This is a genomic window from Silvimonas sp. (assembly GCF_031291215.1).
GTDB lineage: Bacteria > Pseudomonadota > Gammaproteobacteria > Burkholderiales > Chitinibacteraceae > Silvimonas > Silvimonas soli.
Map to the genome: position 1 here is coordinate 1 of NZ_JARLJK010000139.1, position 19,205 is coordinate 19,205.

The 19,205-nt window shown below is 56.3% G+C and carries 19 protein-coding genes and 1 tRNA gene; 13 read left to right on the forward strand and 7 right to left on the reverse strand.

All coding sequences use genetic code 11. The features are described 5' to 3' along the window. Window positions 1–357: 357 nt before the first annotated feature. The 3 genes from P4L78_RS17515 to P4L78_RS17525 form a co-directional block, all read right to left on the reverse strand. Window positions 358–1,662: a sugar MFS transporter gene (locus tag P4L78_RS17515; RefSeq protein ID WP_309329442.1), complete on the reverse strand. Its 1,305-nt coding sequence runs from the start codon at window positions 1,660–1,662 to the stop codon at window positions 358–360. A gap of 465 nt (window positions 1,663–2,127) precedes the next feature. Next, window positions 2,128–3,147, reverse strand: a complete 1,020-nt coding sequence (locus P4L78_RS17520) for an HAAS signaling domain-containing protein (protein ID WP_309329443.1) — start codon at window positions 3,145–3,147, stop codon at window positions 2,128–2,130. A 317-nt stretch (window positions 3,148–3,464) separates the two neighbouring features. Beyond that, on the reverse strand, window positions 3,465–4,337 hold the full coding sequence (locus P4L78_RS17525; protein WP_309329445.1) for an AraC family transcriptional regulator: 873 nt from the start codon (window positions 4,335–4,337) through the stop codon (window positions 3,465–3,467). Between the two features lie 132 nt (window positions 4,338–4,469). Between P4L78_RS17525 and P4L78_RS17530 the strand changes: the two genes are divergently transcribed. From P4L78_RS17530 to P4L78_RS17575, 10 genes are all read left to right on the forward strand, one after another. Continuing rightward, a complete protein-coding gene (locus P4L78_RS17530; protein WP_309329447.1) occupies window positions 4,470–5,363 on the forward strand; it encodes an EamA family transporter in 894 nt (297 codons plus the stop codon). Between the two features lie 165 nt (window positions 5,364–5,528). Next, the gene (locus tag P4L78_RS17535) at window positions 5,529–6,092 is read left to right on the forward strand and encodes a biliverdin-producing heme oxygenase (RefSeq protein ID WP_309329449.1); all 564 of its coding nucleotides are present in this window, start codon (window positions 5,529–5,531) and stop codon (window positions 6,090–6,092) included. Window positions 6,093–6,380: 288 nt separating this feature from the next. Further along, window positions 6,381–6,812 carry a ProQ/FINO family protein gene (locus tag P4L78_RS17540; protein ID WP_309329451.1) on the forward strand — a complete coding sequence of 144 codons (432 nt, stop codon included), beginning with the start codon at window positions 6,381–6,383 and terminating at the stop codon, window positions 6,810–6,812. A 363-nt stretch (window positions 6,813–7,175) separates the two neighbouring features. Further along, window positions 7,176–7,379, forward strand: a complete 204-nt coding sequence (locus P4L78_RS17545) for a cold-shock protein (protein WP_283150016.1) — start codon at window positions 7,176–7,178, stop codon at window positions 7,377–7,379. A gap of 197 nt (window positions 7,380–7,576) precedes the next feature. Further along, entirely contained in the window at window positions 7,577–8,173 is a 597-nt protein-coding gene (locus P4L78_RS17550) for a gamma carbonic anhydrase family protein (RefSeq protein ID WP_309329453.1), read from the forward strand. A 147-nt stretch (window positions 8,174–8,320) separates the two neighbouring features. Beyond that, complete coding sequence (locus tag P4L78_RS17555; RefSeq protein WP_283150018.1) at window positions 8,321–8,779, forward strand: MarR family winged helix-turn-helix transcriptional regulator; 459 nt, start codon at window positions 8,321–8,323, stop codon at window positions 8,777–8,779. A 9-nt stretch (window positions 8,780–8,788) separates the two neighbouring features. After that, complete coding sequence (locus P4L78_RS17560; RefSeq protein WP_309329455.1) at window positions 8,789–10,822, forward strand: FUSC family protein; 2,034 nt, start codon at window positions 8,789–8,791, stop codon at window positions 10,820–10,822. 37 nt (window positions 10,823–10,859) lie between these two features. Continuing rightward, window positions 10,860–11,111, forward strand: a complete 252-nt coding sequence (locus P4L78_RS17565) for a DUF1656 domain-containing protein (protein WP_405051578.1) — start codon at window positions 10,860–10,862, stop codon at window positions 11,109–11,111. Next, window positions 11,108–12,022, forward strand: coding sequence for an HlyD family secretion protein (locus P4L78_RS17570; RefSeq protein ID WP_309329456.1), 915 nt, complete (start codon window positions 11,108–11,110; stop codon window positions 12,020–12,022). Before P4L78_RS17565 ends, P4L78_RS17570 begins: the two co-directional genes overlap by 4 nt. Beyond that, the gene (locus tag P4L78_RS17575) at window positions 12,019–13,503 is read left to right on the forward strand and encodes an efflux transporter outer membrane subunit (RefSeq protein WP_309329458.1); all 1,485 of its coding nucleotides are present in this window, start codon (window positions 12,019–12,021) and stop codon (window positions 13,501–13,503) included. Before P4L78_RS17570 ends, P4L78_RS17575 begins: the two co-directional genes overlap by 4 nt. 276 nt (window positions 13,504–13,779) lie before the next feature. Here the strand turns inward: P4L78_RS17575 and P4L78_RS17580 are convergent. Beyond that, window positions 13,780–13,856, reverse strand: a tRNA-Arg gene (locus P4L78_RS17580). Between the two features lie 136 nt (window positions 13,857–13,992). On the opposite strand from P4L78_RS17580, the gene P4L78_RS17585 reads away from it, so the two are divergent. After that, a complete protein-coding gene (locus P4L78_RS17585) occupies window positions 13,993–14,742 on the forward strand; it encodes a cytochrome c5 family protein (protein WP_283150023.1) in 750 nt (249 codons plus the stop codon). Between the two features lie 133 nt (window positions 14,743–14,875). Beyond that, window positions 14,876–15,367: a GNAT family N-acetyltransferase gene (locus P4L78_RS17590; RefSeq protein WP_309329460.1), complete on the forward strand. Its 492-nt coding sequence runs from the start codon at window positions 14,876–14,878 to the stop codon at window positions 15,365–15,367. Between the two features lie 75 nt (window positions 15,368–15,442). On the opposite strand, the gene P4L78_RS17595 is transcribed toward P4L78_RS17590, so the two are convergent. The 3 genes from P4L78_RS17595 to P4L78_RS17605 all read right to left on the reverse strand — a co-directional run bounded on the left by P4L78_RS17595 (window position 15,443) and on the right by P4L78_RS17605 (window position 18,411). Next, window positions 15,443–16,312 carry a dienelactone hydrolase family protein gene (locus tag P4L78_RS17595; RefSeq protein ID WP_309329462.1) on the reverse strand — a complete coding sequence of 290 codons (870 nt, stop codon included), beginning with the start codon at window positions 16,310–16,312 and terminating at the stop codon, window positions 15,443–15,445. Window positions 16,313–16,380: 68 nt separating this feature from the next. Beyond that, complete coding sequence (locus P4L78_RS17600; RefSeq protein WP_309329464.1) at window positions 16,381–17,832, reverse strand: aminoacyl-histidine dipeptidase; 1,452 nt, start codon at window positions 17,830–17,832, stop codon at window positions 16,381–16,383. A gap of 159 nt (window positions 17,833–17,991) precedes the next feature. Then, window positions 17,992–18,411, reverse strand: coding sequence for a DUF4124 domain-containing protein (locus tag P4L78_RS17605; protein WP_309329466.1), 420 nt, complete (start codon window positions 18,409–18,411; stop codon window positions 17,992–17,994). Window positions 18,412–18,520: 109 nt separating this feature from the next. Here P4L78_RS17605 and P4L78_RS17610 point away from each other — a divergent pair, with 109 nt between their 5' ends. Beyond that, window positions 18,521–19,201, forward strand: a complete 681-nt coding sequence (locus tag P4L78_RS17610; protein ID WP_309329468.1) for an SDR family oxidoreductase — start codon at window positions 18,521–18,523, stop codon at window positions 19,199–19,201. The last annotated feature ends 4 nt before the right edge of the window (window positions 19,202–19,205 follow it).

Genomic DNA, 19,205 nt, shown 5'->3' on the forward strand with positions numbered 1-19,205 from the left:
CTGCAGCGGAGAAACCGAACTATACGGACCAGACCGGCACCCGTCAACACCTTCCTGCAACATTCTTCACCCCGCCTGCACAAACCCCTGATCCGTAAGAATATTTCTTTCAGCGATCATTGCAGTCCCGTGACAGACCCCTCGCCCTACCCCGCAGAACACTGCCTTCTCCCCTGCTTCAGCACCTCTTCCTGCACCGTAAAACACCCCAAAACCACAGCAAAGCGCCCAAAAACCACAGCACCAAAGCAAAAGCCGCTCTGGCGAGCGGCTTTTTGTTGCGTGAACCTCATATGGAGCAAGCGGAAATCAGTCGCTCTATATATGTATAAATATACATACGTCGCGACTACCGCATCAGCCCTTGGCCGGGCTCACTGCGATGGCACCAATTTCGGCAGCGGATTGCTCATCCTGTACGCGATGACCACGAGCGCCGAAATAGACAATATATAAGTAGCAAACCAGCGGCACTGCAAACGAAGCCAGAATGCCCATGCGATCAGCAAAGTAAGCCTGAATGACCGGCACGATTGCGCCACCCACAATAGCCATACACAGAATGCCCGAGCCTTCACTGGTGAAGCGACCCAGACCTTTGAGTGCCAGCGAGAAAATGGTCGGGAACATGATCGAGTTGAAAAATCCCACCACGATCAACGCCCACATCGCGATATGACCACCCAACATCATGGCAGCGCCAATCAACAGCACGTTGACCAGTGCATTGAAGGCCAGCATGCGAGCAGGGTTGATCCGGGTCATCAGCGCGCTGCCAACAAAACGCCCCACCATCGCCCCGCCCCAGTAAATGGCCAGATATTTACCAGCGGATTCAGCCGTAAGGCCCGCAATTTGTGGTTGTCCCATCAAGCTGACCAGAAAGCTGCCAATCCCGACTTCCGCTCCAACATAAGCAAAAATGCCCAGCGCACCCAATACCAGGTGGCGATATGCCCAGACAGATTGTTTGCCCTGGTGCGAGGCATGAGCACCGGCCTGTTGATCGGCGGATTCGTCGACCTCCTGGATTACCGGCAGCCGAATCAGCCAGATTGCCGCAGCCAAGGCAAACAGCACGCCCGTCAAAACCAGGTACGGCGTTTGCACCGAGGCTGCTTGTGTTGCCAGATTGCTGACAGTGTTACTGCCCGATTCAGTATTGACAGCCAGAATGGTAACGGCGCCGAGCAATGGTCCCAGCGTAGCGCCAAGCGAATTAAACGCCTGCGTCAGGTTGAGGCGGCTGGATGCTGTGTCCGGATTACCCAATGCAGTGACGTACGGATTGGCAGCTACCTGCAAGAAGGTGATCCCGCCCGCAAGGATGAACAGCGCAGACAAGAAAAACACATACGACTGCGCACCAGCGGCTGGGTAAAACAATAAACAGCCTACGCCAGCGGTGACTAGCCCGGCGACGATGCCGCGCTTGTAGCCGATTTTGCGAATGATGAAACCCGCCGGAAACGACACCACAAAATAAGCGGTAAAGAAACAGAACTGGATCAGCGCGGCCTGAAGGTAGCTCAGCGAAAAAATGGCTTTCAGGTGCGGAATCAGGATGTCGTTTAGCGAGGTAATCAGGCCCCACATAAAGAACAGTGAAGTAAGAACAGTCAATGCTTTGCCAAACTTCTGGTTATTGGCAGATGGGTACATTCAGGAGCTCCACAACTCAACTTGCAAAACGGGCGGTAATGCACCGGCCCAGCACTGGAACCTGCTGCAAAGCGAAGAATGAAGTCAGACCGCTAGTCCACAGCGGTGGGATCAAAATGACAGCACACGATTACGCGTTACGCAGTGCGTCGTCCGGTTTTTTCCAGGTACAACCTGTTGACCGGATCGCGCGAAGCGCATTCTACGGCGGCGGGAAAACGGCCGATATACTTAAAAACAGCCATGCTGCGGTGCAAAACAGGCATTCTCCTACTGATATAAGAGATGGCGATTTTCCCGTAAACAGAGAGCTTCCAATTACGCCATCCGGCTTGCTAGGCCATACCGGCAATCCGACGCCATGCTGACATCCTATAAACGCCTGGCAATTCCAGATAAAACAAAAGCCGGCTGCAGCGCCGGCTTTTGTCATTACAAATCCACATCGGTTTTTAGCGCATCAACCTACAGCACCAGATGCAGTGGAATCTGTGCAATCTGGTCGCGGCCGTAGCGCACCACCGCACGCCAGGTCATCAATGCCAACTTGAGCAGCAAGAACAACACCAGTCCGGCGCCGATCAACACACCCAACGATGCCTTCAGTGCTTTGGTTACAGGATGCGGTGCGGTTGAAGCATGCAAGCTGAACTCGTCGTCGTTAAAACTCAGCATGAAACTCTTGTCATGGGCCTTGGGGGTGATGACAGTGCTTGATACCCCGTTATGGTCCATTTCATACCAGTCGATCCGGTTCAGTTTATTATCTGTGGACCAATCCAGTACTTCACCATCAGTTGTTTTCACATCCACAGCGCGCAGACTATTTTGTGCAACCCGGTAGCCATGACGCATACCCTCTTGCGGGCTGCCTTCGTGGAACAGCGCGCCATTCTGGGCAAACAGGGTTGTGATAGTGCCATTGCGATCAGTCAGCTGGATGCGGTCCCCGTTATTGAGCTGGATTTCCACGTCGTCGTTACGATAGCGGAAAGTCTCAGGCTTGCCCGCCGCCGGGGTATATGCCACGACCTTTATATCTCCCGAACCAGTAGTGGCATCGGTTGGTTTGACTTGGGGCCAGCCGAAAGCGGCATGCGCACCGAGCGCCACGATCGCGACCAAACCGGCGGTGGCCAGCGCACCGCTAACAAAGATCCCCATTGTCAGAACGCACAGATAAATCATGAACGGGATAGCCAGCAAAAAGTTAAGCACGCCAAGTCGGGCAATCGCGGCCACGGTGCGGACAAGTCCGCTAAAGGTGCGTTTCTCTTGCCACGCCCCGTAGAGCTTCTGCACACGCAGATCGCGCCCCAGTCGTTTGGGATCACCCAAGCTGGCGGCGATGTCTTCTTCCCGGCGCCCCAACTGGATAGCCGCCCGAAAGTACTCGGCATAATCCGCCAGAATCTGTTCGATATCGGCGTGGGCCAGACCGGCCAGACTACGTTCCAGTTGCGACATGAATGCTTGTTGGTTCATTTTCTTTTGCTCCAGTTCACGCTGACTTGATGTGCTAATCCTGTTGGGCGATATCAACCGGATTAACACAGCACCAGTCGATTACCCCACTCTCCTGCCGGACCTTTGCTATTCGCTTTTCCGGCCTACCGTGCAATACACGATACATTGAGTAGATCGTATAACCACGTACCTTTCTTTGCAAGGTACATAGCTAAACACGTATGCCAAATATGACGAACGGTTGGTAAGGTTGCAGATGAAATTAATACGCCAAACTGAACTCAAGCCTGGTCAGGTTGGAGACTTCGCGGGAATTTGCTGGAGGAAACGGCAGGTTACTTGCGCAGGACCGCGCGGTATTGCGAGGGATTGGCACCCACGGCAGCACGGAAGCGGTTGCTGAAATGACTGGCATTGGCAAAGCCGCAGGCGGTGGCGATGTCTACCAAAGGCAAGTTGCTATCCCGCAATAACAGACGTGAGCGTTGCAAACGGCGAGCGGACAACCACGCATGTGGAGGCATGCCAAAACTGTCGCGGAATGCGCGAGCGAAATGAAACTCGGATAACGCGGCCAGGCGCGCCAAGCCACCCAGCGTGATATTGCTATCAAGATGACTATCTATATAGTCGAGCACCTGCCGCCGTGCGCCAGCAGAAAGACCGCCTTTAGGCAGGTAAGCACGCGGACCGCTGTGTTCCAGGATCAAGCGGGCCAATACGCCGTGTGCCAGTTCGTTGGCTGCCAAATGGCTGGCGGTGTCTTGCCAGTTCAGTTGCACGATTTGCGCACAATACGCGGCAAGGACCGGATCATCGGCATAGGTTAGATCACGCAATTGCCGGCTGCGCGGCTCGCGATCCAGCAATGCCACCGTGGCTTGGGCAAAGTGCTCGGGCTTGAAGTACAAATGCACAAAGCGCAGATCACCCTCGATCACCCATTCGGACTCGTGTTCATCCGGCAACAAACACAACTTGCCGGGTGCGCCATAAATTCCGGGCCTGTCTCGCCGCCAGGTTTGATAACCGCCAGCCAGATAGAGCGACAGCGTGTGGTGCCCCGGCCCGCGATAGGTAGTTGCATCGTTATGGTTGTTCCATTGCGCAACCGCCATGCCGTCACCCAGCGAGCCAGAACGCTCCAGCGCAGCGCGCGAGCGGCTCAGTGTGGCAAATACATTGTGGGTTAACGCTGGGGAGTCCATTTCGCCAGTTTACGCAAAGCGTTGCGCACGCGCTCTCGGGCAACAACAAAACCGCAAGATTATGCAAGCAGTCGGACCAGCTGGCCGGTTTAATTGGAGGCATTCTTGTGGGTTGAGCTGGACACTTATCTAATGAATATCTTGCTGTATGGGGCCGTCGTTCTGATCTGGGGCACCACCTGGTTCGCGATCAAACTGCAACTGGGCATATCGCCCGTGGCGCTATCCATTGCCTGGCGTTTTGGATTGGCCGCGCTGGTATTGATTGTAATTCTGGCCTGGCGCAAGCAACTCAAACCCCTGCCGCGTAATGCATGGGGGCTGGTCGCGATCCAGGGGTTATGCCTTTTTTGCGTCAACTTCCTGTGCTTTTACAATGCCAGCCGCTACATCCCGACCGGCTTTGAAGCCGTGGTGTTTTCTACCTCGACACTCTGGAATGCCGTCAACGCCCGCGTTTTCATGGGCCGAGGCATTGCTTCTAACGTGATTACCGGCGGGATGGTCGGTTTGATGGGACTGGTTGCGTTGTTCTCACCAGAGTTCTCGGCCCACCACGACGGCATGAAAACATTGCTCGGGCTAGCTCTGGCCTTGGCTGGCACGCTGTGTTTTTCTGCTGGCAACTTGTTGTCCGCCCGCTTGCAGTCGCAAGGATTGAAGCCGCTTTATACGAACGCGTGGGGGATGCTGTTTGGCGCATTGGTGCTGTTGTTGGCCAGCATGCTGTCAGGTCAGCAATTTGTTTTTGATACGCGGCCGGTTTATATCGGGGCGTTGCTCTGGCTGGCAATTCCCGGTTCGGTGATTGGCTTTACCGCCTACCTGATGCTGGTTGGGCGCCTGGGTGCGGAACGAGCCGCCTATTGCACGGTGTTGTTTCCGCTGGTGGCACTGAATGTTTCGGCGGTGATGGAAGGCTACCGCTGGACGCCGCTGGCCATTTCTGGGGTATTGCTGGTTATGGCTGGCAACTGGCTGGTGTTTCGCAAACCACGCGCAGCACGAGTATTGGCGCCTGGCTAATTACTTGCGTCCTCTTAATCTATACGCGCGATTAACACCACTGATGCAGCTTGTATACGCTTTTTAATGGGAATGTGATCAATATCCGAAATCTGGACTATAGTGTTAGTCCCCCGCCACCCCGATTGTTGCATTGCAATCAGTCGGATGCGCACTGAGGACGACATGACTACCAGAATCGATCTGAAGTTGGCCACCGCAGACCGGCACGAAGCACTAGACCAGGCTTTTGCCGGCTTTGCCATTACCACCCTGCCCGGTTACACGGCATTTTTGCGAGCCCAGGCAGCAGCCCTATTCCCGCTGGAAGCACGGCTGGAAACATCCGGTGTCAGCCGTTTGGTACCGGATTGGTCTAAACGTACCCGCCGCGCCGCATTGGCTAAAGACCTGAGTACGCTGGGTCTAAACACGCCACCGGCCATCGAGATTCCGGCGATTGATCCCGAAGGCCTTGCTGGCGCGGTTTATGTGCTGGAAATCGTGCGCCAAAGCGCCGGTGCCCAAGCCCGGCATGTCCTCGCGGCAGATGATCCGCAATTGCATGCGGCAACGGCTTACCTGACTTATAACGAAGAGTTGCCGTTATGGACCTCGTTTGCCGAGCAACTGGACCAGATCGACGCTGATCACTTCCCCGCGCAGTTAACCGCAGCGCGACAGGTCTTTGACGTCTTTCTGGCAGCGGCACAACATTTTCATCCACAGCGTACGGCAGCTGCCGTCTGATTTATTTCAAACACGAAAGTGTTAATCAGACTACCGGGCAGTTGTCAAGATAAAAAGCGGGGACTGACCCCGCTTTTTATCTATTACAATCCAGTACTGGACCAGATTTACGTCAAATGGCCTTGAGCCGTAATGCGCCATGATTCGGGCCCTGTAAAGACGATTTGTTCGTTTTGCCACAAAAGCGTGGAAATTCACCACATACCGCGTGCCATAAGCCCGTGAACATTGAGTCCATGCGGCCAGCGCGGTATGCTGCCGCCAATCAAGAACCTGAAATTGCCAAACATGTCTTCCAATTCCCTCAGCGATGCCCTGCAAAAAGCCATTGGCACCCAGAGCAAACGCAAACAGCTCGAAATGATCAATGAAGAGATGTACCGCCGGTTTGCGGTACTGCGGGAAAACCGCCCATTGGCCATCGGGACTCTGGATGTATTGGTAGCTGCCTTGCCGCATTTTGATGCGGTGGTAGTTAAACGCGCGCTGAGCCAGCATTGCGCCCGTCTGACCTATCAAAAGCAACTGGCCCGTGGCGGCAAGCGCTTCAATCTCAAAGGCAAGCCCGACGGCGAGATTACGGATTCGGAAAAACAAAACGCTGCCAGCATTATCCAGGCGGCCAAACCTCAACAAGCGGCAAAAGCTGCCGCCGCAAAAGCTGCCGCTGCAGCGCCCACTCCCGTAGCGGATGCCACCGGCGAAACACCGCAAGAATAAACAACGGCCTTATTGCGTCACGCCGTGATGCGAGAACCCATGCAAAAAGCCCGATCAAAAGTCGGGCTTTTTTGCTGCCGGGAAGTACAAACGCCCAGTTGGTAGCGACCCGAAGTACCGCCGTTTATGCCCTTGGCCTGACCACCCGAGGCAGAGAAACAGCAGAAATCTGTCCGCGCGCCTCAAAAATGTGGCGTGAAAACCGCACAAAATAGGCCGGATTTGGCGGTTTTCCGGTTTTTTTCAAAAAAAAGTGGCCCGAAACGCGCCTTTCACTCAGTAAAGAATTGTGCAAGCCCCCTGCCTTGCGTATTATATGTTCACTGAGCGTCTGCTCATCTTAAGACATAGGAAACATAGGTAATGGCAACCGGTACGGTTAAGTGGTTCAACGATGCTAAGGGCTTCGGCTTCATTTCCCCTGATGATGGTGGCGAAGATTTGTTCGCTCACTTCTCGGCGATCAACTCCAGCGGCTTCAAGTCGCTGCAAGAAGGTCAGAAGGTCAGCTTCGATGTGACCACCGGCCAAAAAGGCAAGCAAGCTTCGAACATTCAAGTGCTGTGATTTTCATACAGCGCTGAAGTAAAAAAACCCGACACACGTCGGGTTTTTTGTTTTCTGGACTACCCCTCTCCTGCGCTTTTCGCGCAACACGCCTTCCCTCTTCATTACACATACTTCCGGCATCCTGGCTAGAGTTAGTCTGCACATTGCCAACCGCATGTTGGCGGCCACTCAGAATTTTCCTCTCAAGGTGACTCATGCTGCTCAGTCACGCCGGCAAATCTCCCCGTATCGACGCCAGCGCCTATGTCGCTCCTAATGCCGTTGTCTGTGGTGACGTGGTGATTGGGCCCAATTGCCGCATTTTGTTTGGCGCACAGATCATCGCCGAAGGCGGCAACATCGTGATTGGCAGCGAATGTATCGTCATGGAAAACGCAGTCCTGCGCAGTACCGCCTTGCACTCGCTGGCTATCGGCAACAATTGTTTGATTGGCCCGGGTACGCACGTTGCGGGTTGTACGATTGAGGATGAAGTCTTTGTGGCAACTGGCGCCGCCGTTTTTCACGCGGCACATCTGGGCAAAGGCTGCGAAATACGCATCCACGCCGTGGTACACATCAAAACACATGTCCCGCCTGGCGCGGTCGTGCCGATCGGCTGGGTAGCCGTTGGCCAGCCAGCGCAGATTCTGCCTGCTAGCGCGCATGAAAAAATCTGGCAATTGCAGCAGCCGCTCAATTTTCCGCTTACCGTATATGGGCTTGAGCGCAGTGAAGCGGACATGATCAAGATAACTCGCGGCATGGCGCACGCGCTCAGTTCGCATATCTCGGATCAACCCATCGATTGACGGGCCGACCGCTGGCCCCATCCAACCCCTTCATCCGCTGATTTTTACTGGCGTAACGGCTAACGTGAACTTAGCCGTCCAGCAGCAATGCCAAATGGATAATATAGTTAGCTTGCTAACGAATAGTATCTATGGTAACTTTTACGGATGGATGATCTAGACACACTGCGACTCGCCCTGACGAGTTCACTCTTGCAGGTTGGCCGCCACTGGCGCCAGGTTTCGCACGACGTGGTTACCGTTTACGGTATCTCCGCCGCCTGCGCGACGCCCCTGCTGTTTATTGGCCGCTTGGGCGAGGGAGTGCGGCAGGTTGTGCTCGCAGACTATGTCGGCATCGAAAGCCCGTCGCTGGTGCGCTTGCTGGACCAGATGTCCAAAGCTGGCCTGATCCGGCGCGAAGTCGATCCGGTGGATCGCCGCGCCAATACCCTGTGGTTCACCGAACAAGGCCGTGCCTTGAGCGACAAGATCGAAGAAGCGCTGATTACATTGCGGGCCGAAGTGCTCAGCGACATCAGTCGCGAAGATCTCCTGGCCACGCTGCGGGTTTTCAACGCGATTGAAACTGCCGCTGCTCAATCCGAAACCTCGTCTTCACGATAGCCGATCACCATGAACCACTGGCCCTCCCCACGAGACTGGCTGTTCTCGTTCAAGGTTTTTTTCGCCTCAATGCTGGCGTTGTATGTAGCGCTGGCCTTGGGTTTGCCTCGCCCGTACTGGGCGATGGCAGCGGTTTACGTTGTCTCTCATCCGCTCACTGGCGCTACCCGCTCCAAGGCTTTGTACCGTGCATTGGGCACATTGCTGGGTGCCAGTGCGGCGGTGGTGATCGTGCCGGTGCTGGTCAACGCGCCAGTGTTGCTGTCTGCCGCTATTGGTTTGTGGACCGGCGCGCTGTTGTATTTTTCGTTGCTGGATCGCACCCCGCGCAGTTACGTCTTCATGTTGGCAGCCTATACGCTGCCGATGATTGCCCTGCCCTCGGTCAATAACCCACAAGCCGTTTTTGATATCGCCAGCGCCCGTACCCAGGAAATTCTGGTGGGGATTGTCTGTGCCAGTCTGGTGGCCGCGCTGGTTTTCCCCGGCAAAGTAGCGCCTGTGATCAGCGCGCGTACTGGCGCATGGTTGCGTGACGCCGCCAGTTGGGCCGCCGATGCCCTTTCCCCGGTCAAGGATGGCGCAGCCCACCCGGCCAGCCGGCATCGCCTGGCGGCTGACATCCTCGCGCTGGATCAACTGATCAGCCAGTTGGCTTATGACCCGGAAACCACCGAAACCGTCAGCTATGCCAAAGAACTGCGTGGGCGCATGAGCATGCTGCTGCCGGTGCTGTCGTCGCTCACCGAAATCACACAGACATTGCGTCGCCAGGAAGGCGGGTTGTCGGATGACCTGCAAGGCTTGATGCGCGATGTCGCAGCGTGGATGCAAACGGCATTACCGGCATTTAATGAAGCGGACGACTTGCGGGCGCGCTTGAATGCCACTGAGCAGATTTTGCATACAGATCTGGATTGGCACGACGCTCTGAGTATCAATGCCCATTCGCGCCTGCGCTCGCTGGTCGATCTGTGGCAAGACTGCCTGCATCTGCAACAATTACTGGCCAATGATCCCAAAGCCCAAGCTTGGGCGCCGGTCTACCAACGCCGTGAAGTGGCTGGTGGTGGCCGCCATTACGATCACGGCATGATGCTGTTTTCCACCGTCTCTGCCGCGCTGGCTGTCTTCACCGGTTGCATGATCTGGATCGGTATGGGTTGGGAAGACGGTGCGGGCGCAGTGGTCTTGGGTGCCGTGGCTTCTTGTTTCTTTGCCGCAATGGATGAACCCGCGCCAATGATCCGGATGTTCTTTACCTGGACTCTGGTCAGTATCGCGTTGTCCGGCGTGCTGATGTTCCTGATCATCCCCGCCGCACATGAATTTGAAACACTGGTCGCCATGCTGGCGATTCCGTTTCTGATTATCGGCACGCTTATTCCGCTGCCGCGCTTTAACATGATTGCCATGTTGATGTCCGTGAACACAGCGACGTTCCTCGGCATTCAAGGGGCATACGACGCCAACTTCACTTCGTTTTTTAACGGCAACATAGCCGGTGCTGCCGGTGCGGTATTTGCGCTGACATGGACTCTTGTCACCCGTCCTTTTGGTACGAAATTGGCGACACATCGCCTGGTGCATTCCAGTTGGCAAGACCTGGCCAATACCGCCGCCGGACATGATGCCAAAGACTACGCCCGACTCAGCGCCCGCATGCTGGATCGCCTTGGGCAGTTGGTACCACGCCTGGCCGCCAACGCAGATGATCGCCAGACCGATGGTTTCAAAGAATTGCGCGTGGGTTATAGCGCGTTGGAACTGCAACGCGATGAGCTGGAATTATCTGGCGATATACACGGCGCTATCGAACAAGTACTGGATGGCATCGCGCAGCATTACCAGGACTGCGTCGACAAACCAAGTGCGCCGCACGCGCCTGAAGCGTTGAAAAGCAGTATCGACATGGCCATCGGCTACACCCTGACCCAGGCAGACCAGATTTCACGCGAAGCCCTTAACGCGTTGGTGGAATTGCGCGTAAGCCTGTTTCCCGGTGCTGCCGGCTTCAAGAGTTGCGGTGGCGAAGTGACTTGAACTGTTACTGATAAAGATTGCTTGAACATCCGTGGCCATGTGGCCACAGCAAGAAAAACCCGAAGAGAAAGAAACCCCGATGAGCGGCGAGATTGATGTTTACGGCGTATTCATACCCAGTTTGCTGGGCTGGATGCTGATTGCGTTTGTAGTGACCGGTTGCCTGCGCTTTGTGCTGGGCCGCCTGGGCTTTTACAAGCTGGTATGGCATCGCTCGTTGTTCAATCTGGCCCTTTATGTGATCGCCCTCGGCGGCACTGTATCCCTGATCCACTGGTTGCAATCATGAAAAAAATCGTTCGCCTGGCCGGGCCGGTCATCCTTACCCTGATCTTTGTAATCGCCGCCGTTCTGGTTGGCCGACATTTGTGGGACTACTACACCATCGCCCCGTGGACCCGTGATGGCCACGTGCGCGCAGATGTGGTGCAAATTGCGCCCGATGTCACCGGTCCGATTACCGACGTCAAAGTGCTGGATAACCAGATGGTCAAACGCGGCCAGGTCTTGTTCGTAATCGACCATGCCCGCTTTGAACTCGCACTACAGCAAGCCGCTGCCGTTGTTGCGGCGCAAAAAGCTACGCTGGCGCAAGCCCGTCGGGAGGCCGCACGTAACCGTGGACTGGCCGATCTGGTGGCCAAAGAAGTAACCGAGGAAAGCGAATCGAAAGTGCAGCAAGGTGAAGCCGCTCTCGCCCAGGCGCTAACCGCCGTGGACGTAGCCAAGCTGAATCTGCAGCGCGCCACCGTAGTCAGCCCGGTTGATGGTTATCTGAATGACCGTCTGCCGCGCGTTGGCGATTACGTGGCCACTGGCAAACCGGTGTTGTCGATTGTTGATGCGCAATCCTTCCATGTAGAAGGCTATTTCGAAGAAACCAAGCTGCACGGCGTACAGATCAACCAGCCGGTCGAGATCCGCATCATGGGCGAATCCCAACCGCTGCACGGCCACGTTCAAAGTATCGCCGCCGGGATCGAAGACCGCGACCGCACCAGTGGCGCTTCACTGCTACCCAATGTGAACCCGACCTTCAACTGGGTACGCCTGGCGCAACGGATTCCGGTGCGGATTGCATTGGATGACGTCCCGGCTGATGTCCGCCTGATTGCCGGTCGTACAGCCACGGTGTCGGTACTGGAGCCGGCCAAAGAACAGGCCAAACCCGCTGCCGCCAAGGCAGGAGCAAAATCGTGAAACTGTTGAAAACCACGCTGGCACTTGCTCTGCTGCAGGGCTTGCTGGCATGTACTACCGTTGGCCCCGACTATCGGGTGCCCGATGCAGCGACCATCAAAAACCCGACGGCCAGTGCCGCGTTTGTCAGCGCCAACAACCCGGCTGTATCGATCGCACCGGTGCCGGATGACTGGTGGATGCTGTATGACGATCCGGTTCTGAATGATCTGGTCAAGCAAGCGCTCACCGCCAATGCCAGTCTGCGTGTGGCGTCCGCCAATTTGCGCCGGTCCGTGGCGCTGGCCGGTGAAGTGGATGCCGAGAAAGGCTTTCATGGCTCGGCCGATATCGCTGTCAAACGCGCACAAGAATCGGGTGAAGCCTATCTGCTGACCGAGAAGCTGCCCGTCTTCAATGAAGGTGACGTCGGTTTTGCCATTTCTTACGACCTGGACCTGTTCGGCAAGCTCGCGCGTGGCGAAGAAGCCGCCCATGCCAATACCGAGGCCAGCCTGGCCGCGCTGGATCTGGCCCGCGTCAACGTCGTGGCACAGACCGTTCGTGCCTATGTGCAAGGTTGTTCCGCATCGCACGAACTGGCCGTGGCACAGCATGAGTTGGACCTGCAAAATCGCAGCGTGGATGTAACCCAACGTCTGGCGAACGCCGGGCGTGGGCGTTCCACTGACGTGCTGCGGGCGCAAGCTCAGGCCGATCTGTTGCGCGCCAATTTGCCACGGTTTCAGGCTGAACATGATGCCGCACTGTTTCAACTGGCAGTGATGGTAGGCAAAACGCCAACAGAAATCGTCGCCGCCCATATCCAGTGCAATATCGAACCGGAATTGCATCAGGCGATTCCAGTCGGAGATGGCGCCGCATTATTGAAGCGCCGCCCGGACATTCGTGAAGCCGAACGCCAATTGGCCAGTGCCACCGCCCGCATTGGCGTAGCCACCGCCGAGCTGTATCCGGATATCGTGATTGGGGCATCGGCTGGCTTCACCGGTATCCTGGAAGATATTGGCCACCCTGCCACCGAACGTTGGGGCATCGGCCCGCTGATTTCATGGCGCATTCCGGACAACGGCTCACGTGCCCGCATCCATGCGGCCGAAGCCGGAGCCGACGGCGCCCTCGCCCACTTTGACGGCGTTGTGCTGAACGCGCTCAAGGAAACCGAAACCGCACTGACGCTATACACGCATGATCTGGACCGCAACGCCGCACTGCGAGCCGCGCGCGACAAGGCACAGCAAGTCGCCAAAGAAAACCGGCAACTGTATCAATCCGGCCGGGCGCCGTTTTTGTCCAGTCTGGATTCAGATCGCACATTGGCCAACGCCGATGCGGCATTAGCCGCATCAGATAGTCAGATAGCCATGGATCAGATTAATCTGTTTATGGCTTTGGGCGGCGGTTGGGAAACCGCGGCCAAGCAGCAAACTGCCAACACTGCATCCGGTGTAGCTGCCAAGTCGGCCGCCGCTACGCATTAAACCCGCTAGCAAACCATGCCCGAACCGCAATATGTTTGTTTGCGCTTCGGGCATTTTTCTTTGGCGACCAGCCAAAACCCTTTACGCATGCAAGTAAACTCGCCAGCAAACCGGATTAGCGGGCACAATCGCGCAAAAACGCACCTGATTCAGGCATTTAAGGCACACGCCACAATAGATTTTTTTACGGGAAAATAAGGACAGAAAGAGGGAGAAAAAGGCTTGCCCGGATTAGCTGCAGAACGCGCTATAAACCAGCCAAGTAATTGATTTTATTGGTGCGCCCGACAGGAATCGAACCTGTGACCCTTGGTTTCGGAAACCAATACTCTATCCAACTGAGCTACGGGCGCATGTCTTTCGAGGAAACGGATAATACCGTGTTTGCCGCGGAGCGTCTACGCAGCTTTCCCGCCACCCGCCTTGCCGGTATAATTCGGCCCAATTTCACGATTTACCTCGCTACACGATATTAAAAGGGATGGCAGCATGAGTGGTTCAAACGCTTCCGGAGTTAAAAGCTTTGTTGGCCTCATCGTAGCGGCGCTCGTAGGTGTGCCGCTTTTCATCTTCATGGTGGTCAAGCTGTTCACCTCCGGTAGCGGAGTGAATCTGGGCCTCATGACCATGACCGATCAAGCTATCGAATCGCGCCTGCAACCGGTCGGTATCAGCAAGGTGGTCGATAGCGCCCCGATCGGTTCGCGCAGCGGCAAGATGGTCTTTGAAAACGTCTGTATTTCCTGTCATGGCACGGGCCTGATGGGCTCGCCGAAATTTGGCGATTCCGCCGCATGGGCGCCGCGTATCTCCAAGGGCTTTGAAACCCTGTGGACTCACGCCATTCACGGCTTTAACGCCATGCCAGCGCGTGGCGGTTCGACCGATTTGACCGATGACGAAGTCAAACGTGCCGTGGCCTACATGGCCGACGATGCGGGCGCCAAGTTTGTGGCGCCGGAACCAGCCGGTGGTGCCGGTGGCGCAATTGATCCGGAAGTCAAAGGCAAAGAGATTTTCGAAAGTACATGTTCGGCATGTCATGGCACTGGCCTGCTGGGTTCGCCCAAGTTTGGCGACAAAGCAGCCTGGACTGCCAAGCTGGGTGGCAACGCCGATGCGGCAATCGAAAAAGTCTTGAAGAGCGGCAATGGCCAGATGCCAGTTAAAGGCGGCTATACCGGCTCGGATGATGAATTCCGTGCTGCTGCGCATTACATGATCAATCACGCCAAGTGATCATCATTGCCAGATTGAACTGATTCAAATCAGTTTCGGTCATAAAACAAACGGGCGGCTTTAACCGCCCGTTTGTTTTTGTATTTTCAGTACCCTGCTATGTATTAATGATTTGATTCAAAGGATTATCTGTATGTCTTCAGCTTTGCATATCCGCCCCGCTACACCTGCCGATGTTCCTGAAATCATGGCCATGATCAGCGAACTGGCCGAATTCGAGAAACTGACGCATGTGCTGGATATGAGTGCCGAACGTCTGACTGATGATTTGTTTGGTAATCGTCCGCTGATTGAATGCCTGATTGCAGAACTGGAAGGTAGCGTGGTGTCCTTTGCCTTGTTCCTGCAAAGTTACTCCACCTTCCTCACCCGCCGCAGCCTGTATCTGGAAGACCTTTATGTGCGCCCGCACGCACGCGGACTGGGGGTTGGCAAACGCATGTTGCTGCAACTGGCGCGCATCGCCCGCGAGCGCGGTTACGGTCGTTTTGAATGGAGCGTGCTGGACTGGAACGCCAACGCCATCGCTTTTTATGAAGGCCTGGGCGCGACCGTTATGCCGGACTGGCGCATCTGCCGTGTTACCGGTGAGGCACTGGAAAAAATGGCCGCAAGGTCAGCTTGAGTCGCTTTCATATCTGGCTCACGCGCAATAAAAAACGGCCACCTGTGTGGCCGTTTTTCGTGGGCGGTTGAGCGCTCACACACCGTATTTGTGAAACCAGCCCAGCATGCGTTGCCAGGCATCCTTGGCTGCTGCCTCGTCGTAGCTAGGCCGGTAATCGGCATTAAAGCCGTGCCCCGCTTCAGGATAAACATGCAGCTCGAAGGTTTTATTGGCAGCATCCATGGCCGCACGCATTTTGGCCAGGTTTTCCTGGGTAATGCCTTGATCCTTGCCGCCAAAAAATCCAATCACCGGCACGTTGATCTTGTCGACCAGATCAAGCGCATTTTTCGGACTATTGGCCGAAGTTGGCTGCAGAACCTGGCCGTACCAAATCGCCACTGCCTTCAAGCGCGGATTGTGCGCCGCATACAGCCACGCAATGCGTCCGCCCCAACAAAAGCCGGTCAGCGCAACGCGGGCAGCGTCGCCACCGTTGGCTATGGCAAATGCCACGGTCACGTCCAGATCGGCAATGACTTGCTCGTCCGGCACTTTGGAAACCAGGTTTTTCAAGAGATCGGCAATTTCGGGGTACTTGCGTGGATCACCCTGCCGGAAGTATAGCTCCGGCGCGATTGCCAGATAACCCAGTTTGGCCAAGCGACGGCAAACGTCCTGAATGTGCTCGTGCACACCAAACACTTCCTGCACCACGATCACTACCGGCAAAGGGCCTTTGGCCGCCGCTGGCTGCGCGCGATACGCTGGCATGTCGCCACCGGCCACGGCAATGGTCACGGTCCCGGCTTGCAACCCGGTTGAATCGGTAATGATGGTCGAAGCTGCCACCGGCCGCACCGCCAGCGCAAAACCAGTCGCTATGGAGACGGTGAGAAAATCACGACGAGAATGACCGGCTGACGCCGTTGCTACTTTGGATTTGCTGTCTTCAAATGGCATGGCTATTGCCTCCAGGAATGTACAGAAACACGCAAACAAACTTCAACGGTACCAACCGGCGCCCACCCTCAGCGTTTTGGCACCGCTTTCAAGGCATCGACCAGCAGATTCCAGAAATAACCCACAGTTTCGATTTCAACGCGTTCATCGGGGGAATGCGCACCGCGCACGGTCGGGCCAAACGACACCATTTGCAGTGCCGGATACTTGCCCGCAATCAGTCCACACTCCAGCCCGGCGTGAATGACCTTGATGACGGCCTCTTTACCATAGCGCTCGCGATAGACATCCCGCAGCAATTTCAATGCAGAAGACGACGGATCCGGCGCCCAGCCGGGGTATGCGCCATGTCGTTCGCTTTGCGCACCGGCCATGCGGGCAATCGCTTCAATGCGGCTGGCCACGTCGTCCAGTCCTTCATCGGTCAGCGAACGCACCAGCAGCGCCGCGCTAAACCCGGCCTCGCCCACCCGCACCACGCCCAGATTGTTGGATGACTCCACCACGCCCGGCACCGCCTGACTCCAGCGCGACACGCCGTGTGGCAAGGCTTGCAGCAAGTCGATAACCTGGCGGCTGGCCTGCCCGGACAGACCATGTTCGGCCAGCGCGGGCTCCACGCTCAGTTTCACGCCTTCATCCACCCGCGCCAGTTCGCGGCTCAGGCGTTGTTGCCAGCGACGCACCACGGCTTGAATCTGGTCACTCTCGGCTTCCGGCACAGCCAGCACGGCAAATGCTTCACGCGGCAGCGCGTTGCGTAACGTACCACCTTCAAATGACACCAGGCGTGAGGCACACCGAGCCAGCAAGTCATTGATAACGCGCGCCAGAATACGGTTGGCGTTGCCACGTTCCAGATGGATATCCACGCCGGAATGGCCGCCGCGCAAACCTTTGATCGCCAGCTTGATCACCTGCATGCCAGCTGGAATCGGCTCTTGTGCCAACGGGCGACTAACGGTCACGTCCACGCCGCCGGCACAGCCCACGTACAACTCGCCCCAGTCTTCGGTATCCAGATTCAACAGCATCTGGCCGGTCAGCCAGCCAGGCTTGAGGCCCTGCACGCCGCTCATGCCGGCTTCTTCATCCACCGTCAGCAGTACTTCAATCGGACCATGTTCGATGTCTTTGCTTTCCAGCACGGCCAGACCAGCGGCCACGCCAATGCCGTTGTCCGCGCCCAGCGTAGTGCCATCGGCTTTAACCCAGCCATCTTCTACACGCGGACGAATCGGATCATTGAAAAAGTCGTGAGCGGTATCTGCATTTTTTTGCGTGACCATATCCAGGTGGCCCTGCAACACAACCGTCTGGCGATCTTCAAAGCCAGGCGTCGCCGGTTTGCGGATCAGCAAATTACCGGTTCCATCCACTTCATGCGCCAGCCCCTGCGCCGTGGCCCAGGCACGCAAATGATCGCGCAAAGCGGCTTCATGTTTGGAAGGACGGGGAAAACTGCACAGGGTCTGGAAATGACGCCACAACAGCGCCGGTTGCAATTGCGACAACGGCATATTCAAAATTCCTGATTCAACTGATTCAATAGCTGGATAAAACCGAAGGCTGCGATGTTACCCGTGGTGGGGCTGTGCTGACAGTAAAAAAGCTCACCCCAAACCGCCTGGCGGCCCGCAAGTGAGCTGACGCGTAAATTCGCAAACGGTTCCAGCCAATCAGGGAGACAAACGCCGACCCCGCAATGGATTGACCACCGGTGGCCCATATAACCCCCGCAGGTTTCGGGGGGAACAAAACGCCGAGTCATAGCCAGGATTGTCTACATTGCAGTTAACGCCAGCCGGCAGATTGGGGTCCGGTGTGGGCTGGGGCAAATTGTCTGCTGGAACATCTTGCCTTGCCTGAGCCACCGGCTCTGGCGGGGCTGGGGTCGGAATTGGCGTAGGGGTAGGCTTGATGCCTTCAATGGTCGTCACCGAGCCCGCAGCATACGGCAATTGCTTTTGCCCCTTGCACGGCATTTCGCCATAACTGACCCGGCCCTGATCATCCAGGCATTTGTAAACCTGGGCCTGGCCAGAGGCCGCCGTACCCAACAAGACGCAGGCAAGTGCGTAGCTGGCCAGATTCGGCATACCATTCCGGTTCTGAGGACCAGCCCTCATCGTGCGTGCACCTTTGTCCATTGCCGCGGTCCATCCTGCTGTCTGCTTTGAATCTTCGTTAACAACACGCGGGGTTGTCATGAATACTGTATTCGTTACTGGTGGAGGCCGTGGCATAGGTCTGGAATTCATCACCCAGTTCTTGCAAGACGACTGGCGCGTCATTGCCACCGCCAGAACCATAACACCCGCGCTGGCCAAACTGCAGACCCGCTACCCAGACCAATTGCGCGTGTTACTGCTTGATATCACTGATTGGCCCAAAGTCGCGGCGCTGGGGCAAACGATTGCCGACGAGCGGATTGATTTGCTGATCAATAACGCTGGTTTTTATGGCGGCGAGCGCCAACAACTCGGGCGCACCGATGTCGATATCTGGCTGCAGACGCTGGCCGTCGATACCATCGCCCCGATCAAAGTGGTGGAAGCCTTGCTATCACACCTAAACCCGGGCGCAAAAATTGCCAGCCTCAGCAGCAAGATGGGCAGCATTGAAGACAACCACTCCGGCGGCGCGTATCACTATCGCAGCGCCAAAGCCGGGCTCAACGCTGCGCTGAAAAGCCTGGCACTGGATCTGGCTCCGCGGCATACGGTTATTCTGCTGCACCCTGGCTGGGTACAAACCGATATGGGCGGCCCGGGCGCCTCGGTGACCGCAGCCGAATCCGTGGCCGGTATGCGGCGGGTTATTCACCAGACACAGCCCAGCGAAAGCGGCAACTTTTTCAATTACGACGGCACGCCGATTCCCTGGTAGGGAC

Excerpts from the sequence above, each read along its gene's own strand:
- P4L78_RS17515 (WP_309329442.1), bottom strand. The coding sequence starts at position 1,662 with ATGTACCCATCTGCCAATAACCAGAAGTTTGGCAAAGCATTGACTGTT.
- P4L78_RS17520 (WP_309329443.1), bottom strand. The coding sequence starts at position 3,147 with ATGAACCAACAAGCATTCATGTCGCAACTGGAACGTAGTCTGGCCGGT.
- P4L78_RS17525 (WP_309329445.1), bottom strand. The coding sequence starts at position 4,337 with ATGGACTCCCCAGCGTTAACCCACAATGTATTTGCCACACTGAGCCGC.
- P4L78_RS17530 (WP_309329447.1), top strand. The coding sequence starts at position 4,470 with ATGAATATCTTGCTGTATGGGGCCGTCGTTCTGATCTGGGGCACCACC.
- P4L78_RS17535 (WP_309329449.1), top strand. The coding sequence starts at position 5,529 with ATGACTACCAGAATCGATCTGAAGTTGGCCACCGCAGACCGGCACGAA.
- P4L78_RS17540 (WP_309329451.1), top strand. The coding sequence starts at position 6,381 with ATGTCTTCCAATTCCCTCAGCGATGCCCTGCAAAAAGCCATTGGCACC.
- P4L78_RS17545 (WP_283150016.1), top strand. The coding sequence starts at position 7,176 with ATGGCAACCGGTACGGTTAAGTGGTTCAACGATGCTAAGGGCTTCGGC.
- P4L78_RS17550 (WP_309329453.1), top strand. The coding sequence starts at position 7,577 with ATGCTGCTCAGTCACGCCGGCAAATCTCCCCGTATCGACGCCAGCGCC.
- P4L78_RS17555 (WP_283150018.1), top strand. The coding sequence starts at position 8,321 with ATGGATGATCTAGACACACTGCGACTCGCCCTGACGAGTTCACTCTTG.
- P4L78_RS17560 (WP_309329455.1), top strand. The coding sequence starts at position 8,789 with ATGAACCACTGGCCCTCCCCACGAGACTGGCTGTTCTCGTTCAAGGTT.
- P4L78_RS17565 (WP_405051578.1), top strand. The coding sequence starts at position 10,860 with ATGTGGCCACAGCAAGAAAAACCCGAAGAGAAAGAAACCCCGATGAGC.
- P4L78_RS17570 (WP_309329456.1), top strand. The coding sequence starts at position 11,108 with ATGAAAAAAATCGTTCGCCTGGCCGGGCCGGTCATCCTTACCCTGATC.
- P4L78_RS17585 (WP_283150023.1), top strand. The coding sequence starts at position 13,993 with ATGAGTGGTTCAAACGCTTCCGGAGTTAAAAGCTTTGTTGGCCTCATC.
- P4L78_RS17590 (WP_309329460.1), top strand. The coding sequence starts at position 14,876 with ATGTCTTCAGCTTTGCATATCCGCCCCGCTACACCTGCCGATGTTCCT.
- P4L78_RS17595 (WP_309329462.1), bottom strand. The coding sequence starts at position 16,312 with ATGCCATTTGAAGACAGCAAATCCAAAGTAGCAACGGCGTCAGCCGGT.
- P4L78_RS17600 (WP_309329464.1), bottom strand. The coding sequence starts at position 17,832 with ATGCCGTTGTCGCAATTGCAACCGGCGCTGTTGTGGCGTCATTTCCAG.
- P4L78_RS17605 (WP_309329466.1), bottom strand. The coding sequence starts at position 18,411 with ATGCCGAATCTGGCCAGCTACGCACTTGCCTGCGTCTTGTTGGGTACG.
- P4L78_RS17610 (WP_309329468.1), top strand. The coding sequence starts at position 18,521 with ATGAATACTGTATTCGTTACTGGTGGAGGCCGTGGCATAGGTCTGGAA.